This is a genomic window from Gilvimarinus sp. 2_MG-2023, assembly GCF_030547685.1.
GTDB lineage: Bacteria > Pseudomonadota > Gammaproteobacteria > Pseudomonadales > Cellvibrionaceae > Gilvimarinus.
On sequence record NZ_JAUOQM010000018.1, the window covers coordinates 146,884 to 166,636 of the forward strand.

At 50.7% G+C, this 19,753-nt stretch carries 19 protein-coding genes; 13 read left to right on the forward strand and 6 right to left on the reverse strand.

Translation table 11 applies throughout. The annotated features are described in order from the left end of the window. Window positions 1–57: 57 nt before the first annotated feature. From Q4526_RS03545 to Q4526_RS03565, 5 genes are all read left to right on the forward strand, one after another. Window positions 58–879, forward strand: a complete 822-nt coding sequence (locus Q4526_RS03545) for a PHP domain-containing protein (RefSeq protein ID WP_303609524.1) — start codon at window positions 58–60, stop codon at window positions 877–879. Window positions 880–1,045: 166 nt separating this feature from the next. After that, a complete protein-coding gene (locus Q4526_RS03550; protein ID WP_215975515.1) occupies window positions 1,046–1,672 on the forward strand; it encodes an L-threonylcarbamoyladenylate synthase in 627 nt (208 codons plus the stop codon). A 180-nt stretch (window positions 1,673–1,852) separates the two neighbouring features. Continuing rightward, a complete protein-coding gene (locus tag Q4526_RS03555) occupies window positions 1,853–2,713 on the forward strand; it encodes a ScpA family protein (protein WP_215975516.1) in 861 nt (286 codons plus the stop codon). A 1-nt stretch (window position 2,714) separates the two neighbouring features. After that, window positions 2,715–3,629: an SMC-Scp complex subunit ScpB gene (gene scpB / locus Q4526_RS03560; protein ID WP_303609525.1), complete on the forward strand. Its 915-nt coding sequence runs from the start codon at window positions 2,715–2,717 to the stop codon at window positions 3,627–3,629. Window positions 3,630–3,704: 75 nt separating this feature from the next. Then, complete coding sequence (locus tag Q4526_RS03565; protein WP_303604280.1) at window positions 3,705–4,586, forward strand: pseudouridine synthase; 882 nt, start codon at window positions 3,705–3,707, stop codon at window positions 4,584–4,586. Here Q4526_RS03565 and Q4526_RS03570 read toward each other — a convergent pair. From Q4526_RS03570 to Q4526_RS03580, 3 genes are all read right to left on the reverse strand, one after another. Beyond that, complete coding sequence (locus Q4526_RS03570) at window positions 4,576–5,517, reverse strand: GGDEF domain-containing protein (protein ID WP_215975518.1); 942 nt, start codon at window positions 5,515–5,517, stop codon at window positions 4,576–4,578. The two genes, Q4526_RS03565 and Q4526_RS03570, sit on opposite strands and share 11 nt — an antisense overlap. A 240-nt stretch (window positions 5,518–5,757) precedes the next feature. Further along, window positions 5,758–7,158, reverse strand: a complete 1,401-nt coding sequence (locus tag Q4526_RS03575) for an ATP-binding protein (RefSeq protein WP_215975519.1) — start codon at window positions 7,156–7,158, stop codon at window positions 5,758–5,760. Continuing rightward, the gene (locus tag Q4526_RS03580) at window positions 7,155–7,880 is read right to left on the reverse strand and encodes a response regulator transcription factor (RefSeq protein ID WP_215975520.1); all 726 of its coding nucleotides are present in this window, start codon (window positions 7,878–7,880) and stop codon (window positions 7,155–7,157) included. Before Q4526_RS03580 ends, Q4526_RS03575 begins: the two co-directional genes overlap by 4 nt. A 264-nt stretch (window positions 7,881–8,144) precedes the next feature. Here Q4526_RS03580 and Q4526_RS03585 point away from each other — a divergent pair, with 264 nt between their 5' ends. Continuing rightward, window positions 8,145–8,678: a flavodoxin gene (locus Q4526_RS03585; protein ID WP_215975521.1), complete on the forward strand. Its 534-nt coding sequence runs from the start codon at window positions 8,145–8,147 to the stop codon at window positions 8,676–8,678. A 19-nt stretch (window positions 8,679–8,697) separates the two neighbouring features. On the opposite strand, the gene cmoB is transcribed toward Q4526_RS03585, so the two are convergent. Together cmoB and cmoA are read right to left on the reverse strand one after the other, a co-directional pair. Beyond that, complete coding sequence (gene cmoB / locus Q4526_RS03590) at window positions 8,698–9,666, reverse strand: tRNA 5-methoxyuridine(34)/uridine 5-oxyacetic acid(34) synthase CmoB (protein WP_215975522.1); 969 nt, start codon at window positions 9,664–9,666, stop codon at window positions 8,698–8,700. After that, window positions 9,663–10,397 (reverse strand): carboxy-S-adenosyl-L-methionine synthase CmoA, encoded by a 735-nt coding sequence (cmoA, locus tag Q4526_RS03595; protein WP_215975523.1) that lies wholly within the window; start codon window positions 10,395–10,397, stop codon window positions 9,663–9,665. Before cmoA ends, cmoB begins: the two co-directional genes overlap by 4 nt. A gap of 137 nt (window positions 10,398–10,534) precedes the next feature. On the opposite strand from cmoA, the gene Q4526_RS03600 reads away from it, so the two are divergent. The 6 genes from Q4526_RS03600 (at window position 10,535) to Q4526_RS03625 (ending at window position 17,393) form a co-directional block, all read left to right on the forward strand. After that, entirely contained in the window at window positions 10,535–12,349 is a 1,815-nt protein-coding gene (locus Q4526_RS03600; protein ID WP_215975524.1) for a bifunctional diguanylate cyclase/phosphodiesterase, read from the forward strand. A 107-nt stretch (window positions 12,350–12,456) separates the two neighbouring features. Then, window positions 12,457–14,100: a response regulator gene (locus Q4526_RS03605; RefSeq protein WP_215975525.1), complete on the forward strand. Its 1,644-nt coding sequence runs from the start codon at window positions 12,457–12,459 to the stop codon at window positions 14,098–14,100. Beyond that, window positions 14,097–14,789 carry a sensor histidine kinase KdpD gene (locus Q4526_RS03610; RefSeq protein WP_215975526.1) on the forward strand — a complete coding sequence of 231 codons (693 nt, stop codon included), beginning with the start codon at window positions 14,097–14,099 and terminating at the stop codon, window positions 14,787–14,789. The genes Q4526_RS03605 and Q4526_RS03610 overlap by 4 nt, the downstream gene beginning before the upstream one ends. Window positions 14,790–14,963: 174 nt before the next feature. After that, on the forward strand, window positions 14,964–15,830 hold the full coding sequence (locus Q4526_RS03615; protein WP_215975527.1) for an FHA domain-containing protein: 867 nt from the start codon (window positions 14,964–14,966) through the stop codon (window positions 15,828–15,830). Between the two features lie 124 nt (window positions 15,831–15,954). Beyond that, complete coding sequence (locus Q4526_RS03620) at window positions 15,955–17,067, forward strand: DUF5610 domain-containing protein (RefSeq protein WP_215975528.1); 1,113 nt, start codon at window positions 15,955–15,957, stop codon at window positions 17,065–17,067. Window positions 17,068–17,162: 95 nt separating this feature from the next. Further along, window positions 17,163–17,393, forward strand: coding sequence for a glutaredoxin family protein (locus tag Q4526_RS03625; protein WP_215975529.1), 231 nt, complete (start codon window positions 17,163–17,165; stop codon window positions 17,391–17,393). Window positions 17,394–17,396: 3 nt separating this feature from the next. Here Q4526_RS03625 and Q4526_RS03630 read toward each other — a convergent pair whose 3' ends face one another. Beyond that, entirely contained in the window at window positions 17,397–18,629 is a 1,233-nt protein-coding gene (locus Q4526_RS03630) for an EAL and HDOD domain-containing protein (protein WP_215975530.1), read from the reverse strand. A 176-nt stretch (window positions 18,630–18,805) separates the two neighbouring features. Here Q4526_RS03630 and Q4526_RS03635 point away from each other — a divergent pair, with 176 nt between their 5' ends. Next, window positions 18,806–19,753 (forward strand): chemotaxis protein, encoded by a 948-nt coding sequence (locus tag Q4526_RS03635; protein WP_215975531.1) that lies wholly within the window; start codon window positions 18,806–18,808, stop codon window positions 19,751–19,753.

Sequence of the window (19,753 nt, forward strand, 5' to 3'; positions counted from 1 at the left end):
TTGGGCATGATAGCGTTTTAAAAGCCGACATTATACGTCAGAAACGAGGAAAATGGGTTGACCATCGATCTACATATGCACAGCCAGTGTTCAGATGGGGCGCTTTCCCCCAGCGAACTTATGCAGCGAGCACACGAGCAGGGGGTGACGGTAGCGGCGCTGACCGATCACGACACCTTGGCGGGCTTAGCCGCTGCGCGAGTTGCGGCTGAATCTCTGCAGATGGGCTTTATCGACGGCATTGAGTTTTCCAGTCGCTGGGGAAAGATTGGCGTCCATATTGTGGGGCTGGCACTGGACGTAAGCAGTGTACCGTTACAACACAAAGTGGCGGAGCAAGGGCTGGCCAGACGCGAGCGCAATGAAACAATCGGCCACAAACTGGCGAAAATCGGAGTTGCGGATGCCTATCGGCGCGCCTGCGATCTCGCTCAGGGCGAGCCGGGCCGCCCCCATTTTGCCCAACTTTTGGTTAATGATGGACTGGTGCCCGATTCCGCACGGGCGTTTAAAAAGTATTTAGGTTCGGGCAAGGTGGGGGATATACGGCTGCAGTGGCCAGCCATGAATGAGGTCGTCGACACTATTAAAGCCGCCGGTGGCGTGGCAGTGCTGGCTCACCCGGCTAAATATGGTCTGACGCGAACAAAATTGCGCGCCATGGTGGCCGATTTTGCTGAGTATGGTGGTGATGCAATAGAGATTATCAGTGGTCAGCAGCCCGCCGGGGTGGCGCAAGATCTCGCTAATATCGCCCAGGAGTTTGGTTTAAAGGGGTCGCAGGGGAGCGATTTTCACCAACCTGGCCTGCCTTGGCAAGAGTTGGGTGCCATTGGCGTTTTACCTGAAACCGTGGTGCCTATTTGGCAGCATTGGTAATACAGGTGGTTTTGCGAGTGATATTAAGAGCGAATATTAGAGTAATAGCACCGTTTCAAGAACAATAAGCGCTGGGGTGAATTTCTTATTTGTATAACGCCGCCGGCAAAATTATAATGGAAGCTTCCGGCCGCGAGGCCCTATAGCCTGAGTAAAGGATGGTGATGTGGCGCAATTTTTCCAGGTACACCCCGATAATCCCCAGCCGCGCTTGATCTCTCAAGCCGTCGATATCGTTCGCAGCGGCGGTATTATTGCCTACCCGACCGATTCGGCCTATGCGCTTGGCTGTCATATTGGTGACAAAATGGCTCTGGATCGCATCCGTATGATGCGCAAGTTGGACAAACACCATAATTTCACCTTGATGTGTCGTGATCTGTCAGAGATTGCGACCTATGCCCGTGTCGATAATCAAGTGTTCCGTCTGCTTAAAACGCACACTCCGGGTCCCTATACCTTTATTCTTGAAGGCACCTCTGAGGTTCCCAGACGCCTGCGCCATCCCAAACGTAAAACCATTGGTTTGCGTGTGCCCGATAACAATATTGCGCTGGCTCTGTTGGAAGAGCTCAACGAGCCGCTGATGAGTAGCACTTTGTTATTGCCAGGCGATGAGTTCCCGCTGACGGATCCCTATGACATACGCGATTTGCTAGAGCATCAAGTGGAGCTGGTGATTGACGGTGGGTTTTGTGGGCTGGAGCCTACCACTGTGGTTGGGCTAACCGATGGCACCCCCGAGTTGGTGCGCCAAGGCAAGGGTGATTTTTCGGCCCTGTTAGCCACTTGAATAGCCCTTTGAATCATTTGCATAATGAGCGTGGAGTAAGCCCGTACAGGTTTGTAATAGGCAGTAGCGCCTTGCGTTTGTTACGGTTAATGTTGATGCGATCAATAAACTTCTCACAGCTACTAGCATTTCTGCCACACGCAATGATGCAATTTATAGACTCTGGAGTCTGGGGCGAGCATGAACGAAACCGTTGAGCCACAAGATGTTGCTGTCAGCGCTGATGTAACGGCTCCGGAAACATCTGAGCCGCACCCCGAGCAAGGCGAAATGCCCTTCGCGATGGTGCAGGGCAAAGCCTATACTCAGCTGCCCAAAGATTTGTATATTCCGCCCGATGCGCTCGAAGTCTTTCTTGAGGCCTTTGAGGGGCCTTTGGACTTACTGTTGTACTTAATCCGGCGTCAGAATCTCGACATACTCGATATTGATGTATCGGAAATTACGGCCCAATACATGGCTTATGTCGATTTGATGGATGCTGATCATTTCGAATTGGCCGCTGAGTATCTGGTGATGGCCGCTATGCTGGCCGAGATTAAATCGCGCATGTTATTACCGCGCTCTGTAGAGGAAGAGGAGGAGGGGGAAGACCCACGAGCCTCTTTGATTCGTCGACTGCAAGAGTACGAACGTTTCAAGCAAGCCGCAGAAGATATTGATGAAATGCCCAGAGTGGGGCGCGATGTGCATCAAGCCAACGCCGAGGCGCCAGATCGCAACCTGACCAGGCCCGATCCCGAGTTGGAGTTGCAAGAACTTCTACTGGCTCTGTCGGAAGTGTTGCGGCGTGCCGATATGTTCGAAAGTCATCATGTAGAGAAAGAAAAACTGTCTACCCGCGAGCGCATGGCGCAAGTGTTGGATAATTTGGCGGGGAAGAACTTTGTTCCTTTTGTCAGCTTGTTCAAAGTTCAAGAAGGCCGCTTAGGGGTTGTGGTGACTTTCTTGGCGGTTATGGAGTTGATTAAAGAATCCTTGGTGGAAATAGTTCAAAGCGAATCTTTTGGTGCAATTCACGTAAAAGCGAAAACCCAATAGTATGGAAATTCTACAACTACAAGCCATTATCGAGGGGGCGCTGCTGGCTGCCGGTGAGCCCTTGTCGCTAAAAAAGCTCGAAACACTGTTCGAAGATGACGAGATGCCAGAAAAGGCACAATTTGAAGAGGCATTACAAAGAATTAATGAATCTTGCCAGGACCGCGGTTTTGAACTGAAAGAAATCGCCTCGGGTTGGCGTTTGCAGGTACGCGAAGAGCTAGCGCCCTGGATCAACCGTTTGTGGGAAGAAAAACCGCAAAGATATTCTCGGGCTCTACTGGAGACTTTGGCTTTGATCGCCTATCGTCAGCCGATTACCCGTGGTGATATCGAAGAGATTCGCGGCGTGGCGGTCAGCTCACATATTATTAAAACGCTCACCGAGCGCGAATGGGTTAAAGTCGTTGGCCAGCGCGATGTGCCCGGCCGTCCATCACTGTACGCCACTACGCGCCAATTTTTAGATTATTTTAATTTAAAAAGTTTGGATCAACTGCCGACCTTGAGTGAAATTCGCGATATTGATGAAATGAATTCAGCCTTGGACCTCGGTGGTAATCGGCCCGCTGGTGAGTTGACCGAAGAGCCGGCCGACAGAGACACTGATGTTGATCTCGACTCTGATCCCAATTCGGCGCTACAACCACAGTTGTCCACTCAAGATGAACTGGAGCCGGATGCACAAGTGACCGTACAGGGCGTGCAAAGTGATGAAGACTCGACGAACACCGACCCCGAACACCTTATCGATAGAGACGATAACAGTGAGACAATCCCCGCTGCGGATACACCCGGTAGCGATGAAAACAACGACGATATTAATGCGGTAAGTCCGCCTGAACACTCCCATGATGATGGGGCGCTTGCGTCCATTGCCGATTCTGAAACCGAAAGCGATGAGCGGAGCGTTTAAAACAGACGCCACAATATGGTTAAAAAAGTTAAGCAAACACAGGATCACAAAGAAGAAGACACTACCGTGCCCGCCATGGATCAGCCCGATGAGAAACTGCAAAAAGTTTTAGCGCGGGCCGGTATAGGCTCACGCCGTGAAATGGAGCGTTCCATTTCAGCAGGGGTAGTGACCGTAAACGGCCGCCCTGCGACCTTGGGGGATCGGGTGACGCCTGAAGATGTTATTACCCATCAAGGTAAAACGGTTAAGACCAAAAACGAAGTAAGCCGGCGCCGGGTGATTTTGTATAACAAGCCCGAGGGGGAAATTTGTTCGCGCAATGACCCTCAGGGTCGACGAACCGTCTACAACGCGCTGCCACGATTGTCGGGAGAGCGCTGGATCTCAGTGGGGCGACTCGACTTTAACACCAGCGGTTTGCTGCTGTTTACCAACGATGGCGAGCTAGCTAATCGTCTGATGCATCCATCCTCAGTCATTGATCGTGAGTATCTGGTGCGTATTCAAGGTGAAGTTGATGAGGCTATGAAGCGCCGACTGGTAGAGGGGGTGCTGCTCGACGATGGCACTGCACGTTTTACCGATGTTGTCGATGGCGCGGGTGAGTCCCGCAATCGTTGGTTTTATTGTGTTGTCATGGAAGGGCGCAACCGTGAAGTGCGACGCCTGTGGGAGTCGCAAGGGGTTCGTGTCAGCCGCTTAAAACGTGTGCGCTATGGCAATATCTTTATTCCGTCTCACGTTCGGGTGGGGCAGTGGTTGGAGTTGAACAACAAAGAGATTACCGACTTGTGTATGACCGCTGGCATCGAACCGGTCAAACGTTCCAAGACGGATGATCCTGACTTTAAACGCCAGCGTGAGAGACAGGAAAAGCGTTTGCGCGCTGGTCGTGGTAAACGCCCCGGTAGAGCAAAGCCGCCCGCCAGACCCAAGGGCCCGACTAAGCCTTAACTCCAGTGGCGGCGTCGAGTGGTATCTGGGCCGGCTCGCAGCAACTGCGGTTGCGGCCCTGGCGCTTGGCGTCATAGAGTGCGCGATCCGCTCTTTCCAGTAAGGCCTGTAACGGTTCGCCGGCATCCATACAGGCACTGACCCCAACACTGATCGTGGGGCGAATATGAGCTCCGTCCATTACTATATCGATTCTCTCCACCGCTCGGCGCAGCCTTTCGGCGGTAATTAATCCACCGGCGGCGCCGGTGTCACTGAGCAGTACTGCAAACTCTTCACCGCCGTAGCGGAAGGTCATATCCGTTGCGCGACTGACTTCTTTCAAGGTAGTGGCGATCTGTTTTAGAACGTCATCGCCACGACTGTGGCCATACTTATCGTTGATCTGTTTAAAGTGGTCAATATCCAACATCACCAAAGCAAAAGCTTTACCATTGCGCTGTAAGCGCTGATGCTCGCGTTCTAAGGCCGTGTCGAGTGCGCTGCGGTTGCCCACTTCTGTCAGTGGGTCAACCAGGGCCATGCGCAATGCTTGTTGGTATTTCTTGGCGTTGTTTAGTGGAAAAGCGAGTGACGCGAGTAGAGTCTCTAGCATCAACTGTTGATTTTCGCTGAATCGGCTTTTTCGAAAGAAGGTGATTTCTCCCAAATTACTGCCAGGCAAATTCATGGTGTAGTGACAGCGGTGAAGCGAGCGCTTGCCGACTAGTACTTTACCTAGAATCACGTCTTCGTAAACCAAACCGTGGTATTGCACCAGTTGTTGTGAATGCTTGAAAAACAACGTCAGCAGCTCGGTTGCTTCCAGGCTAATTTGCAAGGCGTGGGCTAAGCGGGCCCGTACGTCCAGTAAGGCCGAATTGGCGAGCTGTTCACTTATCAGTTCAGAGGCGATGGCTTCAGTGCCGATACCTGAAGATAAATCTGCCATAGTCTTTCCGCTCTTGTGTATAGGTGAGCTATCGGTTGGGCTGGCCCTAGCGATAGCGTTGATTGAAAGGTGTACAGCGAATAACGTGCCAAATGTGAGGATGGTGAATAAAAGGTTTTAAAAACAATAGCTTATGTTTGTTTCTCAGAGTTTTTTTGACGTAAAGGTCAAAAGCTTGACTGGTTTTGGCGGCAATGGCGGAAAATTCTTGCCGCCAGTCAAAACAATGGCAGTCCGGTTTTAGGCAGTACAGGGAGGTATTTTGGGAAGTGTCACAGTGATGCAAAGGCCGGTCTGTGGGAGGTTTCTGGCTTCAATGTGCCCGCCATGGAGTTTTATAGTTCGCTGCGCAATGGCCAAACCTAAGCCATAGCCACCACTTTGGCGATCGCGGGCCTGATCGGTTCGATAAAATGGTTGAAAAATAGCGTCTAATTGGTCAGGTGACACTCCGGGTCCGGTGTCGTGAATTTTTATCTGATAGTGATTTCCCCTGTCGTGCAGCTCGGTCCGGATGCAGCCGCCGCTAGGGGTATAGCGCAGAGCGTTGCGTAGGATGTTATCAAAAACACCGGCCAACATATTGCCGCGAGTGGCGACCAGCGCCTCGGGTAGTGAGTTGGATAAACTTAATTGAATCGCTTTTTGTCTTGCGTCTCGTGCTATGGCTTCATGCAGCGCTTCTAATAGGGCTGTTAAGTCCATGGTGTCATCGAGAGTCCAGCTGTCGTCATCTAAAACAGGCAGCGCTAAAATATCTGAAATGATGTCATTCAGATAATCTGCCGCCTGCTTTATGCGCTTTAGCTCGCGGTCGTTAGTACCCTGACTGCGCTGCTGGGCTAGCGCCAGAGCAATTTGCAGGCGGGCCAAGGGTGTGCGCAGTTCGTGCGATACATCCTTGATTAAGCGTTTTTGTTCAGCCATGGCTTTCTCAAGGCGCTCGGCCATATGGTCAAAATCATTGGCCAGAGAAGCAATTTCATCACGCCTTTGGTTAAACCGCTGACTAATGCGCACACTTAAATCCCCCTTGGCAATAGAGCGGGTCGCCCTTTGTAGGGTGGATAAGCTGCGTGCTAAGTGGCGGGCGAGAAAAAAGCACGCGACACCACTGACCAAAATTGAGGTCAGTAGAAGTGGCCAAATATTATTAATAAAAAGCTGCCAGGCGATGTCGCCTGAGCTTTTCTCACCCTTGCCGGCGGCCAAAGTGAAAATCTTAACGCTTTTACCGTCGTTTAGCGTGACGTGACGTCCCCAGGTTTTCTCTTCACCGATTATGGTGTTCTCAAATGGGTGACTGGGATTAATTTTGGGTACCAGCTTCTGCACTCCTTCGGGTAGGGGGCGGCCTAAGAAGTCCCGGTTGTTGGAGTCGACAATATAAAAAAATCGGGTAGACCATTCTGGCATAGTGCGCATATCGGCCAATACTTGGGCCGAGTTGCGATTGATGGCTGAGCCCACCATTTGAAAGAGAAAGCGTTGGGCGGGCTCGGTCCCCCGGTCATCCCGCAAGCGTTGCAGGTTGTTGTCTGGATTAATGTCGCGCCAATGCACAATCACATTGGTGGTGACGATAATCACCGCCGTGATACACCAAAAGGTTAAAAATACCCGCAGGTACAGTCGTGTCATGGTGTCGCGGGGGCTTCACTGGGGCGAGTTAGCATATAACCGGCACCGCGCACGTTGATGATTTGATCCTTGCTGGCTCCCACTGTGGCGAGTTTTTTGCGAATATTACTGACATGCACGTCGATACTGCGATCGTAGGGGGTCAGCTTGCGCCCCAACGCTTGTTCGGTGAGTTCATCTTTGCTGATTACTTGCCCGGCGTGACGCACTAATAATTCCAACACGCTAAACTCAGTACCGGTTAAAGGCAAGGATTGATCGAGCCAAAATGCCGCACGGCTACCCATTTGCAGCGATAAACTATCTACCTGCACCGTGCCGGACTCTGGTGGGGCGCTCTGCGCGGTAGCTGTACGGCGTAAAATGGCCCTTAGGCGAGCGACCAGTTCACGCGGATCGCAGGGCTTGGGGAGGTAATCGTCGGCGCCTATTTCCAGACCAATCACCCGATCAATGGTGTCGCCCTTGGCGGTCAGCATAATGACCGGGGTGTGCTGCTGACCGTATTCGGGATGCTGCCTGAGCATTTTAAGAACATCGAAACCGTTGTGTTGTGGCAGCATAACGTCGAGTATTAAAGCCGAGTACGAGTTGTGGCGTGCCATCTCAAGAGCTTCAGCGCCATCATAAGCGGTGGAAACGCTAAATCCTTCTGCATTGAGATATTCTTGCAGCAATTCGGATAACTCTTTGTCGTCATCAATCAGTAAAATGTCAGCCATTGATACCTCTACATTAACTTTCTTCCTGGCAGCTGTCTGCGCCGCCGCGCAAGTTTGCAACAGGCATGGCATGCTGTCATGGTTTGTACGTTGGCTTAACCTAACTTAACCACACAACTGCCACTTGCGCTAACAGTTGGCAGCTGGGAAAATCCAGCCCAGTATTTCCAGCTAGGTACAGCTAACAGAGAATGTACCTTTTTTAGCGGTGTTTGTACCAGTTATTGCTCGGTTTCGTTGTTTTTAATCAGAAGGTGTTCGCCAGTGGCCAAAGTAGGGCTTTTTTTCGGTAGTGATGAAGGGAATACGGAGTTTATTGCTCAGCGTATTCGCAAGCGTTTGGGCGCAGAGGTGGTAGATGTGCACGATATTGCCGATGTCACTCAATTGGAGTTTACCCAATACGACAATGTCATCCTCGGTATCCCCACCTGGGATTTTGGCCAAATTCAGTCCGACTGGGAAGAGTTTTGGGATGATCTGGCCGAAGTGGACTTTTCCGATAAAACCGTGGCTTTGTTTGGGTTGGGTGATCAATTTGGCTATGGTGATTATTTCCTCGACGCGATGGGAATGATGCACGAGGTGATCGCCGCATCAAATCCCCACAGAGTGGGTTATTGGTCAACCGAGGGTTACGAGTACGAAGCCTCCAAAGCCGAAGAGGACGGCCAGTTTGTGGGTTTGGCCATTGATGAGGATCAACAGGAAAACCTCAGTGCCGAGCGTTTAGACCGCTGGTGCGAACAGATTCATCGCGAGTTTGGCCTGGACACCCCTCTACAATTGGGGGATTAGCCCATATGAAGTGGCCCAGTTAGGTTTCGGCGATAAATACGGCTCGAATGGGCGCTGGGTGCCCCTCTTGGGTGAGACTCGGGTTATCTTCCTTTAAGAAGTTACTGAGCGAGTGATAACGCATCCAATCGGTGGCGCGCTGCTCATCGGTGGTGGTAGGGCAAACATCCACCGTGCGCGGGTTTTTAAAGCCGCACTTGGCCAGCCAGCCGATCATTGTGGGTGCACTGGGCAAAAACCAGACATTGTTCATCATGGCGTAGCGTCCCGGCGGCACCAATACCTCGCCTTCATTGCCTGCGATCACCAGTGTTTCCAACACCAATTGCCCGCCAGGCCTTAGGGTCGCTTTCAGTTCCCGCAAATGGTCCATCGGCGAGCGTCGGTGGTAAAAAACACCCATGGAAAACGTTGTGTCAAACGCGCCTAACTCTGGGGGCAGCGCCTCAATGCCCAGCGGCAGCACGTCGACCGGTAAAGACTGACCCAGCAGTTGTTTGATCATAGCGAATTGCACGATAAACCGCGGAGAGGGGTCGATACCGATCACTCGCAGAGCGCCTGCGCCATGCATGCGCCAACAGTGATAGCCATTGCCGCAGCCTACATCCAATACCAGTCGGTTTTTTAGCGGGGCAATTTGATCTTTAATGCGATCCCACTTCCAGTCTGAGCGCCATTCGGTATCGAGGTGTATGCCATGCAAAAAATAAGGGCCTTTGCGCCAGGGGATTAATTGCTGTAAGGCGTGTAACAGTTGAGCGTGGGTCTCAGGTGCTATCTGCCCGGCAACGCTGACGCGAGTTTTCAGATCGATTTGTTCGGGGTTGATCTCGGGGATTTGTTCAAGCGCGTTTAGCCAACCTGATAAGTCACCGAAACGCTTGGGGCAGAGACCTTGAGCCACTTGTTCTGGCAGCTGTTGCGACCATTGGGCAAGCTTGGGGTGTTCGTTTAAAAACGTGTATAGAGCGTTATAGTCGATCATTTAATGGCGATGATTGAGGCAAAATTTAAACACTGAAACCAGACATCTACACTGCTAAAACCGGCTTGGCGCAAGCGCAGACGGTGAGCGTCGAGTGACTCTGGGATCAAGACGTTGTCGATGGCGGCGCGCTTTTGCGCGATTTCCAGGTCGCTGTAACCATTAGCACGTTTAAACTGGTGATGTAGGTCGGTCATTAGTTGCTGATGGGGAAGGTCGTCAAAGGCGACTTTTTCCGACAAAATTAACACGCCGCCAGTGTTTAGGCCCTGGGCGATATCGCTCAATAACCTATCGCGCGCATTGGGCGCAATAAACTGCAGCGTAAAGTTAAGCACCACCATCGAAGCATTGTCGATTGCAATGTCTTCAATGCCGCATTCTTCTAACCGAACCGGAACCTCTTCATGGCTATCGGCCGCGATAATCTGCCGAGCTCTGGCAATCATTGCTGCCGAGTTGTCGACGCCGATTATGCTGGCCCCTGCGGCGCGAATATTATGGCGCATCGCCAAGGTGGCCGCCCCCAATGAACAGCCTAAATCGTAGCAATGGCTGTCGGAGGTCACGTAGCGCTCGGCCAGCGTGCCGATCATGGATAAAATGGTTGGGTAACCCGGTACCGACCGTTTTATCATATCGGGAAAGACGTCGACCACTTGCTGATCAAAACTAAAGCTGCCGACCTGGGCGAGAGGGTTGGCGTAGAGTGTATCTCGAATATCCGTCATGATCGTGATGCGGGGCCTGTTGGCTAGAATTGCAGTGCGGCTATTTTATCGGTTAGGCGCAAGAGTCTCAATCATTTGTCGAATTAACCGGCCGCAATTGTCATAAAACTGTCATTAGGCAGATTGATAATCCGTTTATGTCGTATCTACCTTCAATACCTGCCCCCAGAACCCACTCGGACACTGAGCCGCAGCGCCTGCGAGATCAGTTACAGTCGGTGATTGATAGCGGTCAACTATACGCCGTTTTTCAGCCTGTCATTAATATGATTAATAGCCAAATTGTCGGTTATGAGGCTTTGATTCGCGGCCCCGAAGGCAGTGCTTTGGCATCTCCTGCGCAACTATTTTCCGCCGCTGCCAGTGAAGGGCAATTGGCTCGGTTGGAATACGCCTGTCGAGAGGCGGCCTGCCAAAGCTTTATAGAGCATTCACTGCCCGGTAAACTTTTTCTTAATATGACGCCACTGGCATTTACCGATAGCCAGTATCGCGATGGCGTTACTATGGCAATATTGCGCAAGCTCAAGCTAGATCCTGAACGTGTGGTCTTCGAGTTAACCGAAAAACAACCTTTAGATGAGTTTGAGTTGCTGACCAATGCCTGCGAGCATTTCCAGCGTCAGGGGTTTGCTGTGGCGATTGACGACTTGGGTGCAGGGTATGCCGGTTTGCGAATTTGGAGTGAATTGAACCCCGATTACGTCAAAATAGATCGGCACTTTATCAGTAACATTAACGCCAGTGCGGTGAAGCGAGAGTTTGTCCGTTTTATGCTCGATATCGCACAAAGGATCGGTAACAAAGTCATTGCCGAGGGGATTGAGACCGAAGAAGAGTTCAAAACCTTAGTGGCTATGGGGGTGGAATATTTTCAAGGTTATTATATTGCACGTCCGGCTCGCACGCCCATCACCCAATGCCCGCCACACCTAAACAAAGCAAAAGCCGTCGCCATGCCGGTATCACGGGATACCTTTCAGCATACACTGCGCGAGGTGACAGTGGCGCATGAGCCGCTGTCGCCCAGCGTAACCGCTGGTGAAGTGGTGCGAATGTTTCGCGCGGATGTACGCCTAACGTGCGTACCCGTGGTCGCCGATGACGGTAAGGCTCTGGGGGTGATCAGCCGCTCTGAACTACTCAACACTTTTTCCTGGCGCTACTCTTACGAATTGCACGCCAATAAACCCATTTCTGGGTTTGTCAGCAGCCGTTCGCTATTGATGGATATCAACAGCGACTTGAACAGTGCCGGAAGGTTGGTGACCGAAGACCCCGCGCAGAATTTAAGTGTGGATATTATTGTCAGTGAAAACGATCGCTACATTGGCGTGGCCAAGGTGCGCAATATATTGCGCTCAATTGCCGATGAAAAGCTGCGCGTCGCGCGCCACTCCAATCCGTTAACGGCACTGCCTGGCAATGTTCCACTGTATGAGTGGATCGATCAGTTATTATGTCAAAAAGCAGATTTTATTGTAGCTTATTGCGATATTAATCACTTCAAGCCCTTCAACGATGCGTTCGGCTATTCTTGTGGCGACGATGTCATTATCTTACTCGGTAACTTATTGCGTCAGGTCATCGATCAAGAACAGGATTTTATCGGCCATGTCGGGGGGGATGACTTTGTGGTCGTCTTTCGCAGCATCAATTGGCGCGAGCGCTGTGAAAAACTGTTGCACAGTTTTACTCAGAGTATCTATCAACAAATGCCAGAGGAGCAGCTCGATTATTGGACGGAAGATCGCAACGGCATGCGGCGCCGGTTCGGCCCGCTGGAGATTGCCATTGGCTGTGTGCACCCCGACCCCGAACTTTGTTTAACCCACCATCATGTGGCCATGCTTCTGGCCGACGCCAAACACCGGGCAAAATCGCTAGGCGGTCACCAGGTTTTCTTCTCGCGCCGCCGCACGCCAGAAAAGCATTGCCCTTCTGAGACTTAATCCGCCCCTGATCAGGCCCCAAGCTCACTGGTATACTTGCTAGGCTGTGTTTGCCTGCCGAGGGTTTTGCGTTATGCTGAGGCAAAACCACAGGCAGGCAGTGACCTATGAGTCCTAACGGATTTGAGTACAAGCGCGTATTAGTTGTAGATGACTTTGATAACTTCCGCACAACGGTTATGCGCATGTTGCAAGAATTTGGGGCTCGCAGCGTGGATACTGCCGCTCATGGGAATGACGCTGTCAGTAAGTGTCGTTCCACGTCTTACGACTTGGTCTTATGTGACTACAATCTGGGGCCGGGTAAAAGTGGCCAGCAGGTGCTGGAGCAGCTGCGCCATGAGAGTTTACTCAAACACAGTTCGCTGTTTGTACTTATCTCTGCCGAATCAAGTAAAAATATTGTTATGGCGACCTATGATTACGAGCCCGACGCCTACCTAACCAAGCCTATTACCGCCAAAACCCTACAGCAACGTTTAGAACGATTATTCCATCAAAGTCGTGAGATGTGTAAAGTCTATAACGCCATGGATGATGGCGATTTAGACGCTGCGATCACTCGCTGCGGTGAGCTTCTGCGTGGACAGAGTCGTGTGCGACCATTAGTGCAAAAGTTATTGGGGCGGCTATTATTGCGAACTGGCCAGTTTAACCCCGCCGAGCAGTTGTTCCGCAAGGTGTTGCAAGTTCGTGAGTTAGATTGGGCCATGGTCGGGCTCGCGCTGGCAAAAAAAGGGCAGGACGATTGGGTGGGGGCCCAGCAGTGGGTCGAACAAGCGCTAAGCTTAAACCCAATGTGCATGCCTGCCTACGATTTGTTGGCGGATATTCATGCGGCTCGGGGCGATCGACAAGAACAACAACATACTTTGGCTCAGGCGGTGGAAATATCTCCCCTGTCGATTATGCGTCAGCAGGAATTAGGCGCTGTTGCCTACCAAAATCACGATCTAGAGCAAGCCCTGGAAGCGTTTAAAAACAGCATTAAATTGGGTGAGCACTCCTGCTACGACGATAAAGACGTATATTTACAATTTATTCGCTCTTGCGCCGAGCTGGCACCGTTGCAGCCGGATGTGGCTAAAAGTTATGCGCGGGAGGTGGGCAAGTCGATAGGAGAGTTTGGCAATCGATTTGGCCGTGATGGTCACAACGACGTATTGCTGCGCTCAGCGAATTGCGCCTACCTAGCTGCAACAGGAGAGCAATTGGCCGCACAACAGTTATTGCAAGAGCTAATGGAGCAGCACCAAGAGTCGCCGGCAACATTAGCCGCTCAGCTCGATTGGATCAGTGCTTGTGAGGTGTTAGGGCGACAAGAGTGGCGCGATCAGTTGGTTAATGGTGTGTTGCAACAATATCAAGGTAATGAGGCGGCGCTGGAAATGATAGATCGCGTGCTGGAAAACCCAACCAGTGAAAAGAATCGTCAGCGTGTGGCACAAATAAATAAACAAGGTATCGCCTATTATGAAGGCACGGATTTTGAGGCTGCGATCGACTGCTTCAATCGCGCAGTACGAGAATTTCCTAAACATGTTGGCATTGAACTGAACCTATTGCAGGCCTTAATTGGGGCATTGGAACAAAGCGGGCAGCCCCATTTGTTAAAGCAGGCAAAGCACTCGTGTGAACGCTTGGGTCAGTTAGTGGATGGAGAGCACCCTCAAGCCGACCGGTTGGCGCAACTTGTCGGAAAATTTCAAGAGGTCAGCCAACAAATTTTGCGTGACGGAGAACAGGTATGACAGATAAAGGCTTGCCGGTAGACTTCTCATTTGTGCTTGCCTCCAGTGTGCATGATATGAAAAATTCGGTGGGAATGTTAATGCAAACCATCGAGGAATTATCAGCGAGCGCAGCGACTGATAATGCCGAGCACAACCGACAATTGTCGACACTAGGTTATGAGGCCGCCCGCATTAATGGTGACTTAGTTCAGCTGCTAGCACTCTACCGGATGGAAAATCAACGCATGCTGGTACAGCTGGAAGAGTGTTATTTGGATGAAATCATTGGCGATCAGTTGGCGCGCAATGACATTTTATTCCGCTCGAGAAATATCGCAGTGGAGGTAGACTGTGGGGAGGATGTTTGTTGGTATATTGATGCTGAGTTGATCAGTGGCATGCTGAACAATATCCTGGTTAATGCCGCGCGATATTGCCTCAGTCGCATTAAAGTGACGGCGAATATTGAGGACGGCGTTTTGCATCTGATTGTTGCAGATGACGGTCGCGGCTACCCAGAATCTATGCTTACCAGTCCGACAGTAATGCGTGATAGCGTCTCATTTACTGAGGGGAATACCAACCTCGGATTGTTGTTCGCTCAGGAAATTGCCAAATTGCACCGTCGAGGCGACTTACATGGCTATATCACTCTGGCTAATGGCGGTGTGTTGAGCGGTGGGCAAATCGAGGTGGTGTTGCCTTAGCTGCATACAACCTTGAAATAATCGCTATTACTCAGCTTGAGATTAGTATCGGTCATCCTTCTTTTGTGTATTAGCAGTGCAACTGACCAAATGTGACCTGCCTGTCTTGCAAAATAGCGAGGGCTGTTGCATTATTCTGACGTAGGGCAATCGATTTGAACAAGGGAATCTTCAATGCTTAAAATCCGCTTTAAAAACAAAAAATACAGTGCGGTATGGCTAGTGGAGCCAAGCATTGGTATCGGCCGCTCACGAGCCAATGAGCTAGTGGTCAGCGCCCCCGATATAGCTGATAAACATCTTACTGTTGAAGTAAATCACGAAGCCTTGGAGTTGGTGAACTTGGTTCCGGGTTCCTCTGTGTCAGTCAACGGTGAAAAAGTGGGCGAGCGAACCAAGATTAAGCCCGGAGATGTTATTTCTCTTGCCAGCATTGAGCTGGAGATTATTGACCCGAAAGATGATTCGGTCACCAGCGAGTCTTCACGCCAAAGCACCAACCCCAGAAATCCAGTCTCGACCGGTTGGGCTCTTAAGGCCAACCATACTGCTTTGGGCAACCGGGTATATCCCCTGCAGGCGGATAATATCGTCGGCCGCTCAAGCGATTGTGACATCACCTTGGCCGCCGCTCATTTGTCGCGCCGTCATGCCAGGCTCGATGTTAAACAAGGTGTGCTCTACGTAAAAGACCTGGGCTCGGCAAATGGTACCTACCTCAATGGGAAAGCCATAACCGAGGCTAGGGTTAAGCGTGGTGATGAGTTGCGCTTCGATACGCTAAGTTTTGGGGTGATTGGCCCTGCTGACGATATGGCGCAGACCACCATCCGCGCCGCAGGTAAGGCTGCGGGGCCGCGCCCAGCAGCGCCACGCCCAGCGGCCAAAGCCAATAATGCCCACAGCGGTGCCGATGCCTCGCTTAAAAAAGAGGTAGAAAGCTCTGAGGCTCAAAACCCCCGCTTTGCAACAGCCGGCATGGGTGTTTTAGTGGTGCTAGCCATTATTGTTGTGGCAGCATTGTTTTTGACTCGAGGCTAGAGCCTTATATATCCCACAGATTTGCTGGAGCACCCGCTTTAGCATTATTTATTCTTAAGAAAGCCTCAAGAAATGCTATTTCCTGCCGCTAGCGGGGAATAGCTTTTTTGTTGAGGTTGGTATTATGATTTCTACTCACGCCCCAAGTTTGTCCTCATTAGCGCCCGCCACGCTAAACTCAGCGCAGAAAAATGCGCCGCAAGACCCACAGCAGCTCTTAAGTCAAAGTGCGCAAAAGCATATCGAAGGCAATACGACCCGGGAGTTCCAACCCTTAACCGCGGAGCAAGCGGCCAGTAATATTCTCGGGTTTATTGAGCAGCAACTACAGCGCGACATCGCCAATGGTGCCAGCACCGAAGAGTTGGAGTCGCTTCTGCAAGCGGGCTTAGAAGGTTTTAAGAAGGGCTTTAATGAAGCCAAGGATAAGCTCGAAGCGCTGAACATGCTCAACGACACAGTGGCTGAAGATATCGGTAAAACCTATCAACTGGTTACCGACGGCATTGCCAACTTTGCCGATCGCTATGGCATCACTCAAGCTGATCAGCCACTTGCGGTCGAGCCGCCTGCCCAGGCACAGGCCGTGCAAGGCAATTATGAATATGCCTCGGCACAGAGTTTTAGTTTTGAGGTAACCACGCAAGAGGGTGACCGGGTCACTATTCAGGCCAGTGCCAGCCGGGGTGAAAGTGCCAGTTTCACTCAGTCCGAAGCGGGGGCTCGGTATTCCTACGCCTCGGTGTCGAGTAGCCAATATCAATTAACCGTTCAGGGCGACCTGAATGAAGAAGAGCAATTGGCAATTGAATCTTTGATAGGACAAGTGAATACACTGGCCGACGAGTTTTTCACCGGTGATTTACAAACTGCTTTTGATTACGCCTCGGAGTTAGGTTATAACACCGAACAAATCAGCGGTTTTGCCTTAAATTTAACTCGTGTGGAAATTCAAAAGGCCAGTGTTGCCTATCAACCTCAAGGTAATAATGCGGATTTAGCGTCTCAGCTAAAGCCGGTGGGTGATTTTATTCAACACATCAATAATGCACTTGATGATGCCAGCGGTTTTGCTAACCCCCACAGCCTGTTGCAGCAGATGATCGATGCCATGTACGCCGATGACACCGTGCCTGGCAATCGAGATGGCGCAGCCTTTGCTGATTTTGTCAGCCAATTTTTGACCCCAGCAGAGCCCGAGCCATCGGTTAGCCAGACACCACAAACCTCTGTCTGATCATGGTGTTGGTTGTAGCACAGTGTCGAGAGCGTAGTGATCGATTAAACTGCCAGTCGCTTTAAATGGTGAGTCGGTTTAAACTGTGAGCCGATATGAAAACACTGATATTTCTAACGACAGCTGGTTGTCACTTGTGTGATCGCGCGCGCGAGGTGATCGCGCAAAGCTCGGTGCAGCCGTTGCGCCTACAGGCGATTGACATTGCCTGTGATGATCAATTAATAGAACGCTATGGGTTGCGTATTCCGGTACTGCGTAGCGCCAGTGGTGAAGAACTTGATTGGCCCTTTAGTGCGGAGGATGTACAGGCTTTAATGCGTTGAATGTTAGTTGTTGTCGGCTTGTATAGTGAGCTGAGTATCGTCGACCCAGCTTAGTGTTTGTATATAAAGTGCAGTGAGTGAACCCGGGTCTAGGTTTCGACTTTTCAAGTAGGCCCAGTCAATGGCACTCCAGTTGCCGTGTTCGTAATCAATCACCGTCAGTAACAGTTTCCCTTCTTCGCCAGCGTGTTCTAACAGCGCTGCCTTGAGTTGATCGCTCAGTTGTATGCTGCCAATGACTTGCTCCAGAGGCGCATCCATAAAGGCATCCAGCATTGAAAGTAAGCCGGCGGTAAAAAATCGGTCACACTCATATTCCGGTCTGCTTTGAGCGGCAATTAATTCGCAGAACTTTGCCCTACTCAACGCTTGTGCTGATAGTTCAGCAGGCTTGTCACTCAATTTAGCCATGGCTAATAAGCCAATCCAATTCTTGATGATCTTCAGGCCGAGTAAAGTAAGGGCCTGACGCAGCGATTCAATCGTGCGCGGTAAACCGAACGCTGCTGAGTTGACCAGCCGCAGCAACTTATAGCTTAGCACTGGGTCTCGCTCAATAATTTTTTCGACATCTTCAAAGGCCACATTCGGTTCATTTAGCTTGGCCAGTAATTGCAGAACCGCTTGTTTGCTTTCACTTAAACGTCGGCCCTTGATAATTGAGGGGCGCTCTAGAAAATAACCTTGAAATAAATCACAGCCTAATGATTTACAGTGTTCAAGCATGGCCATAGATTCGATTTTCTCGGCGAGAACTTGTATGCCGAGCGCCTTGGTTTTTTTGATATGATCGGTCAGTTGAGAGTCCGAGAGAGCCAGTACATCGAGTTTTACGATGTCGGCATAGGCCAGTAAGGGCTCTGTTGTTGGTGTGAGTTCAAAGTCATCCAGAGCAATGGCAAAACCTGCTTCGCGCAGTGTTTTAAGCCGGTGTAACAAGCGACTATTAACTGTTTCATTCTCCAACACTTCAATCACCAGCTGCGAGGTATCGAAGGGGAATGTTGTATCCATTAAGTCGCCGGTAAAATTAATATACGCTCGGTTGTTGCCGACTACTTTGTTGAGCGACAGCTCAGTGAAAGCGTTAAGGAGTACTTGCGAGCTGGCGCTGTTGCCGTCGGTGATGACAGCGTGGTTGTCTTCACTGGTACGGTATAAAAGCTCGTAAGCGACCACCTGCATATCGCGGTCGAAAATGGGCTGGCGAGCTAATAATGGACAAGTTTTTGACATTAATTATTAATCCGAGCATCAATCGTGTTTGGCCCTATACCTTTCTTTAATTCTAAAATAAATTACTGTTATTGTGCAGTAATATACGTCGCCTAAGCCGAAAGGGTGGTGTATTCTTTATTAGATGTACCACCAGTGTACTTATAAAAGTGTGGTAAGGCGAGGGGCCGCAAGATATGTCCAGTCTATTAGACAGTGTAGATCAAAGAACCAATCTGGTCGGTGAAAACCGACTGGAGCTTCTGATATTTGAATTAAGCGGCCGGCAGCGCTTTGCGATCAATGTGTTTAAAGTGCAGGAGGTCTTAAAAATGCCTTCTTTACGCCAAGTGCCTCACAGCCACCCCCATGTGTGTGGTGTGGCTCATTTGCGCGGTAAAACAGTGCCTATTATTGATCTGGGCCTTGCCATTGGTATGGGGCCGACCCAGGGGCTGGCGGATGGCAATCTTATCGTTGCCGAATACAACCGCTCTATTCAAGCGTTTGCCATTGGCAGGGTTGACCGTATCGTCAATCTAAATTGGGAGGATATTCTGCCGCCGCCCAAAGGTACCGGCCGGGCACATTACCTGACGGCCATTACCCGGCAGGAGGGGACAATTGTCGAAATTCTCGATGTGGAGCGCGTATTAGCTGACATTATCCCTTATAACTCCAGGGTGTCTGAGGATGTCTTAAATACCGATATTGCTGCTCGGGCGCGGCAGTTAAACCTCAAGGCCTTAGTCGCTGAAGATTCCTCTACCGCAGTCACCCAAATTAGAGAGACCTTGTCTGATTTAGGTATTGGTGTGGTCGCTATGCAGGATGGTCTAAAAGCGCTCAATAATTTAAAATCGCTGTCCGCGAGCGGCAAACGAGCAGTTGATGAGTATTTATTGTTGATTACCGATGCCGAAATGCCGGAAATGGATGGCTACCGGCTAACCGCCGAAATTCGCCAAGACAGTGCCTTAAGTGATTTACATGTAGTAATGCACACATCCTTAAGTGGCAGTTTTAATCAGGTATTGGTGGAAAAGGTGGGCTGCGATGCTTTTTTGTCAAAATTTGCCCCCGATGAGTTGGCCACCGTGGTACAGAAACGATTGCAGGCCTACTTGAATGACCTGCCCGCCTAA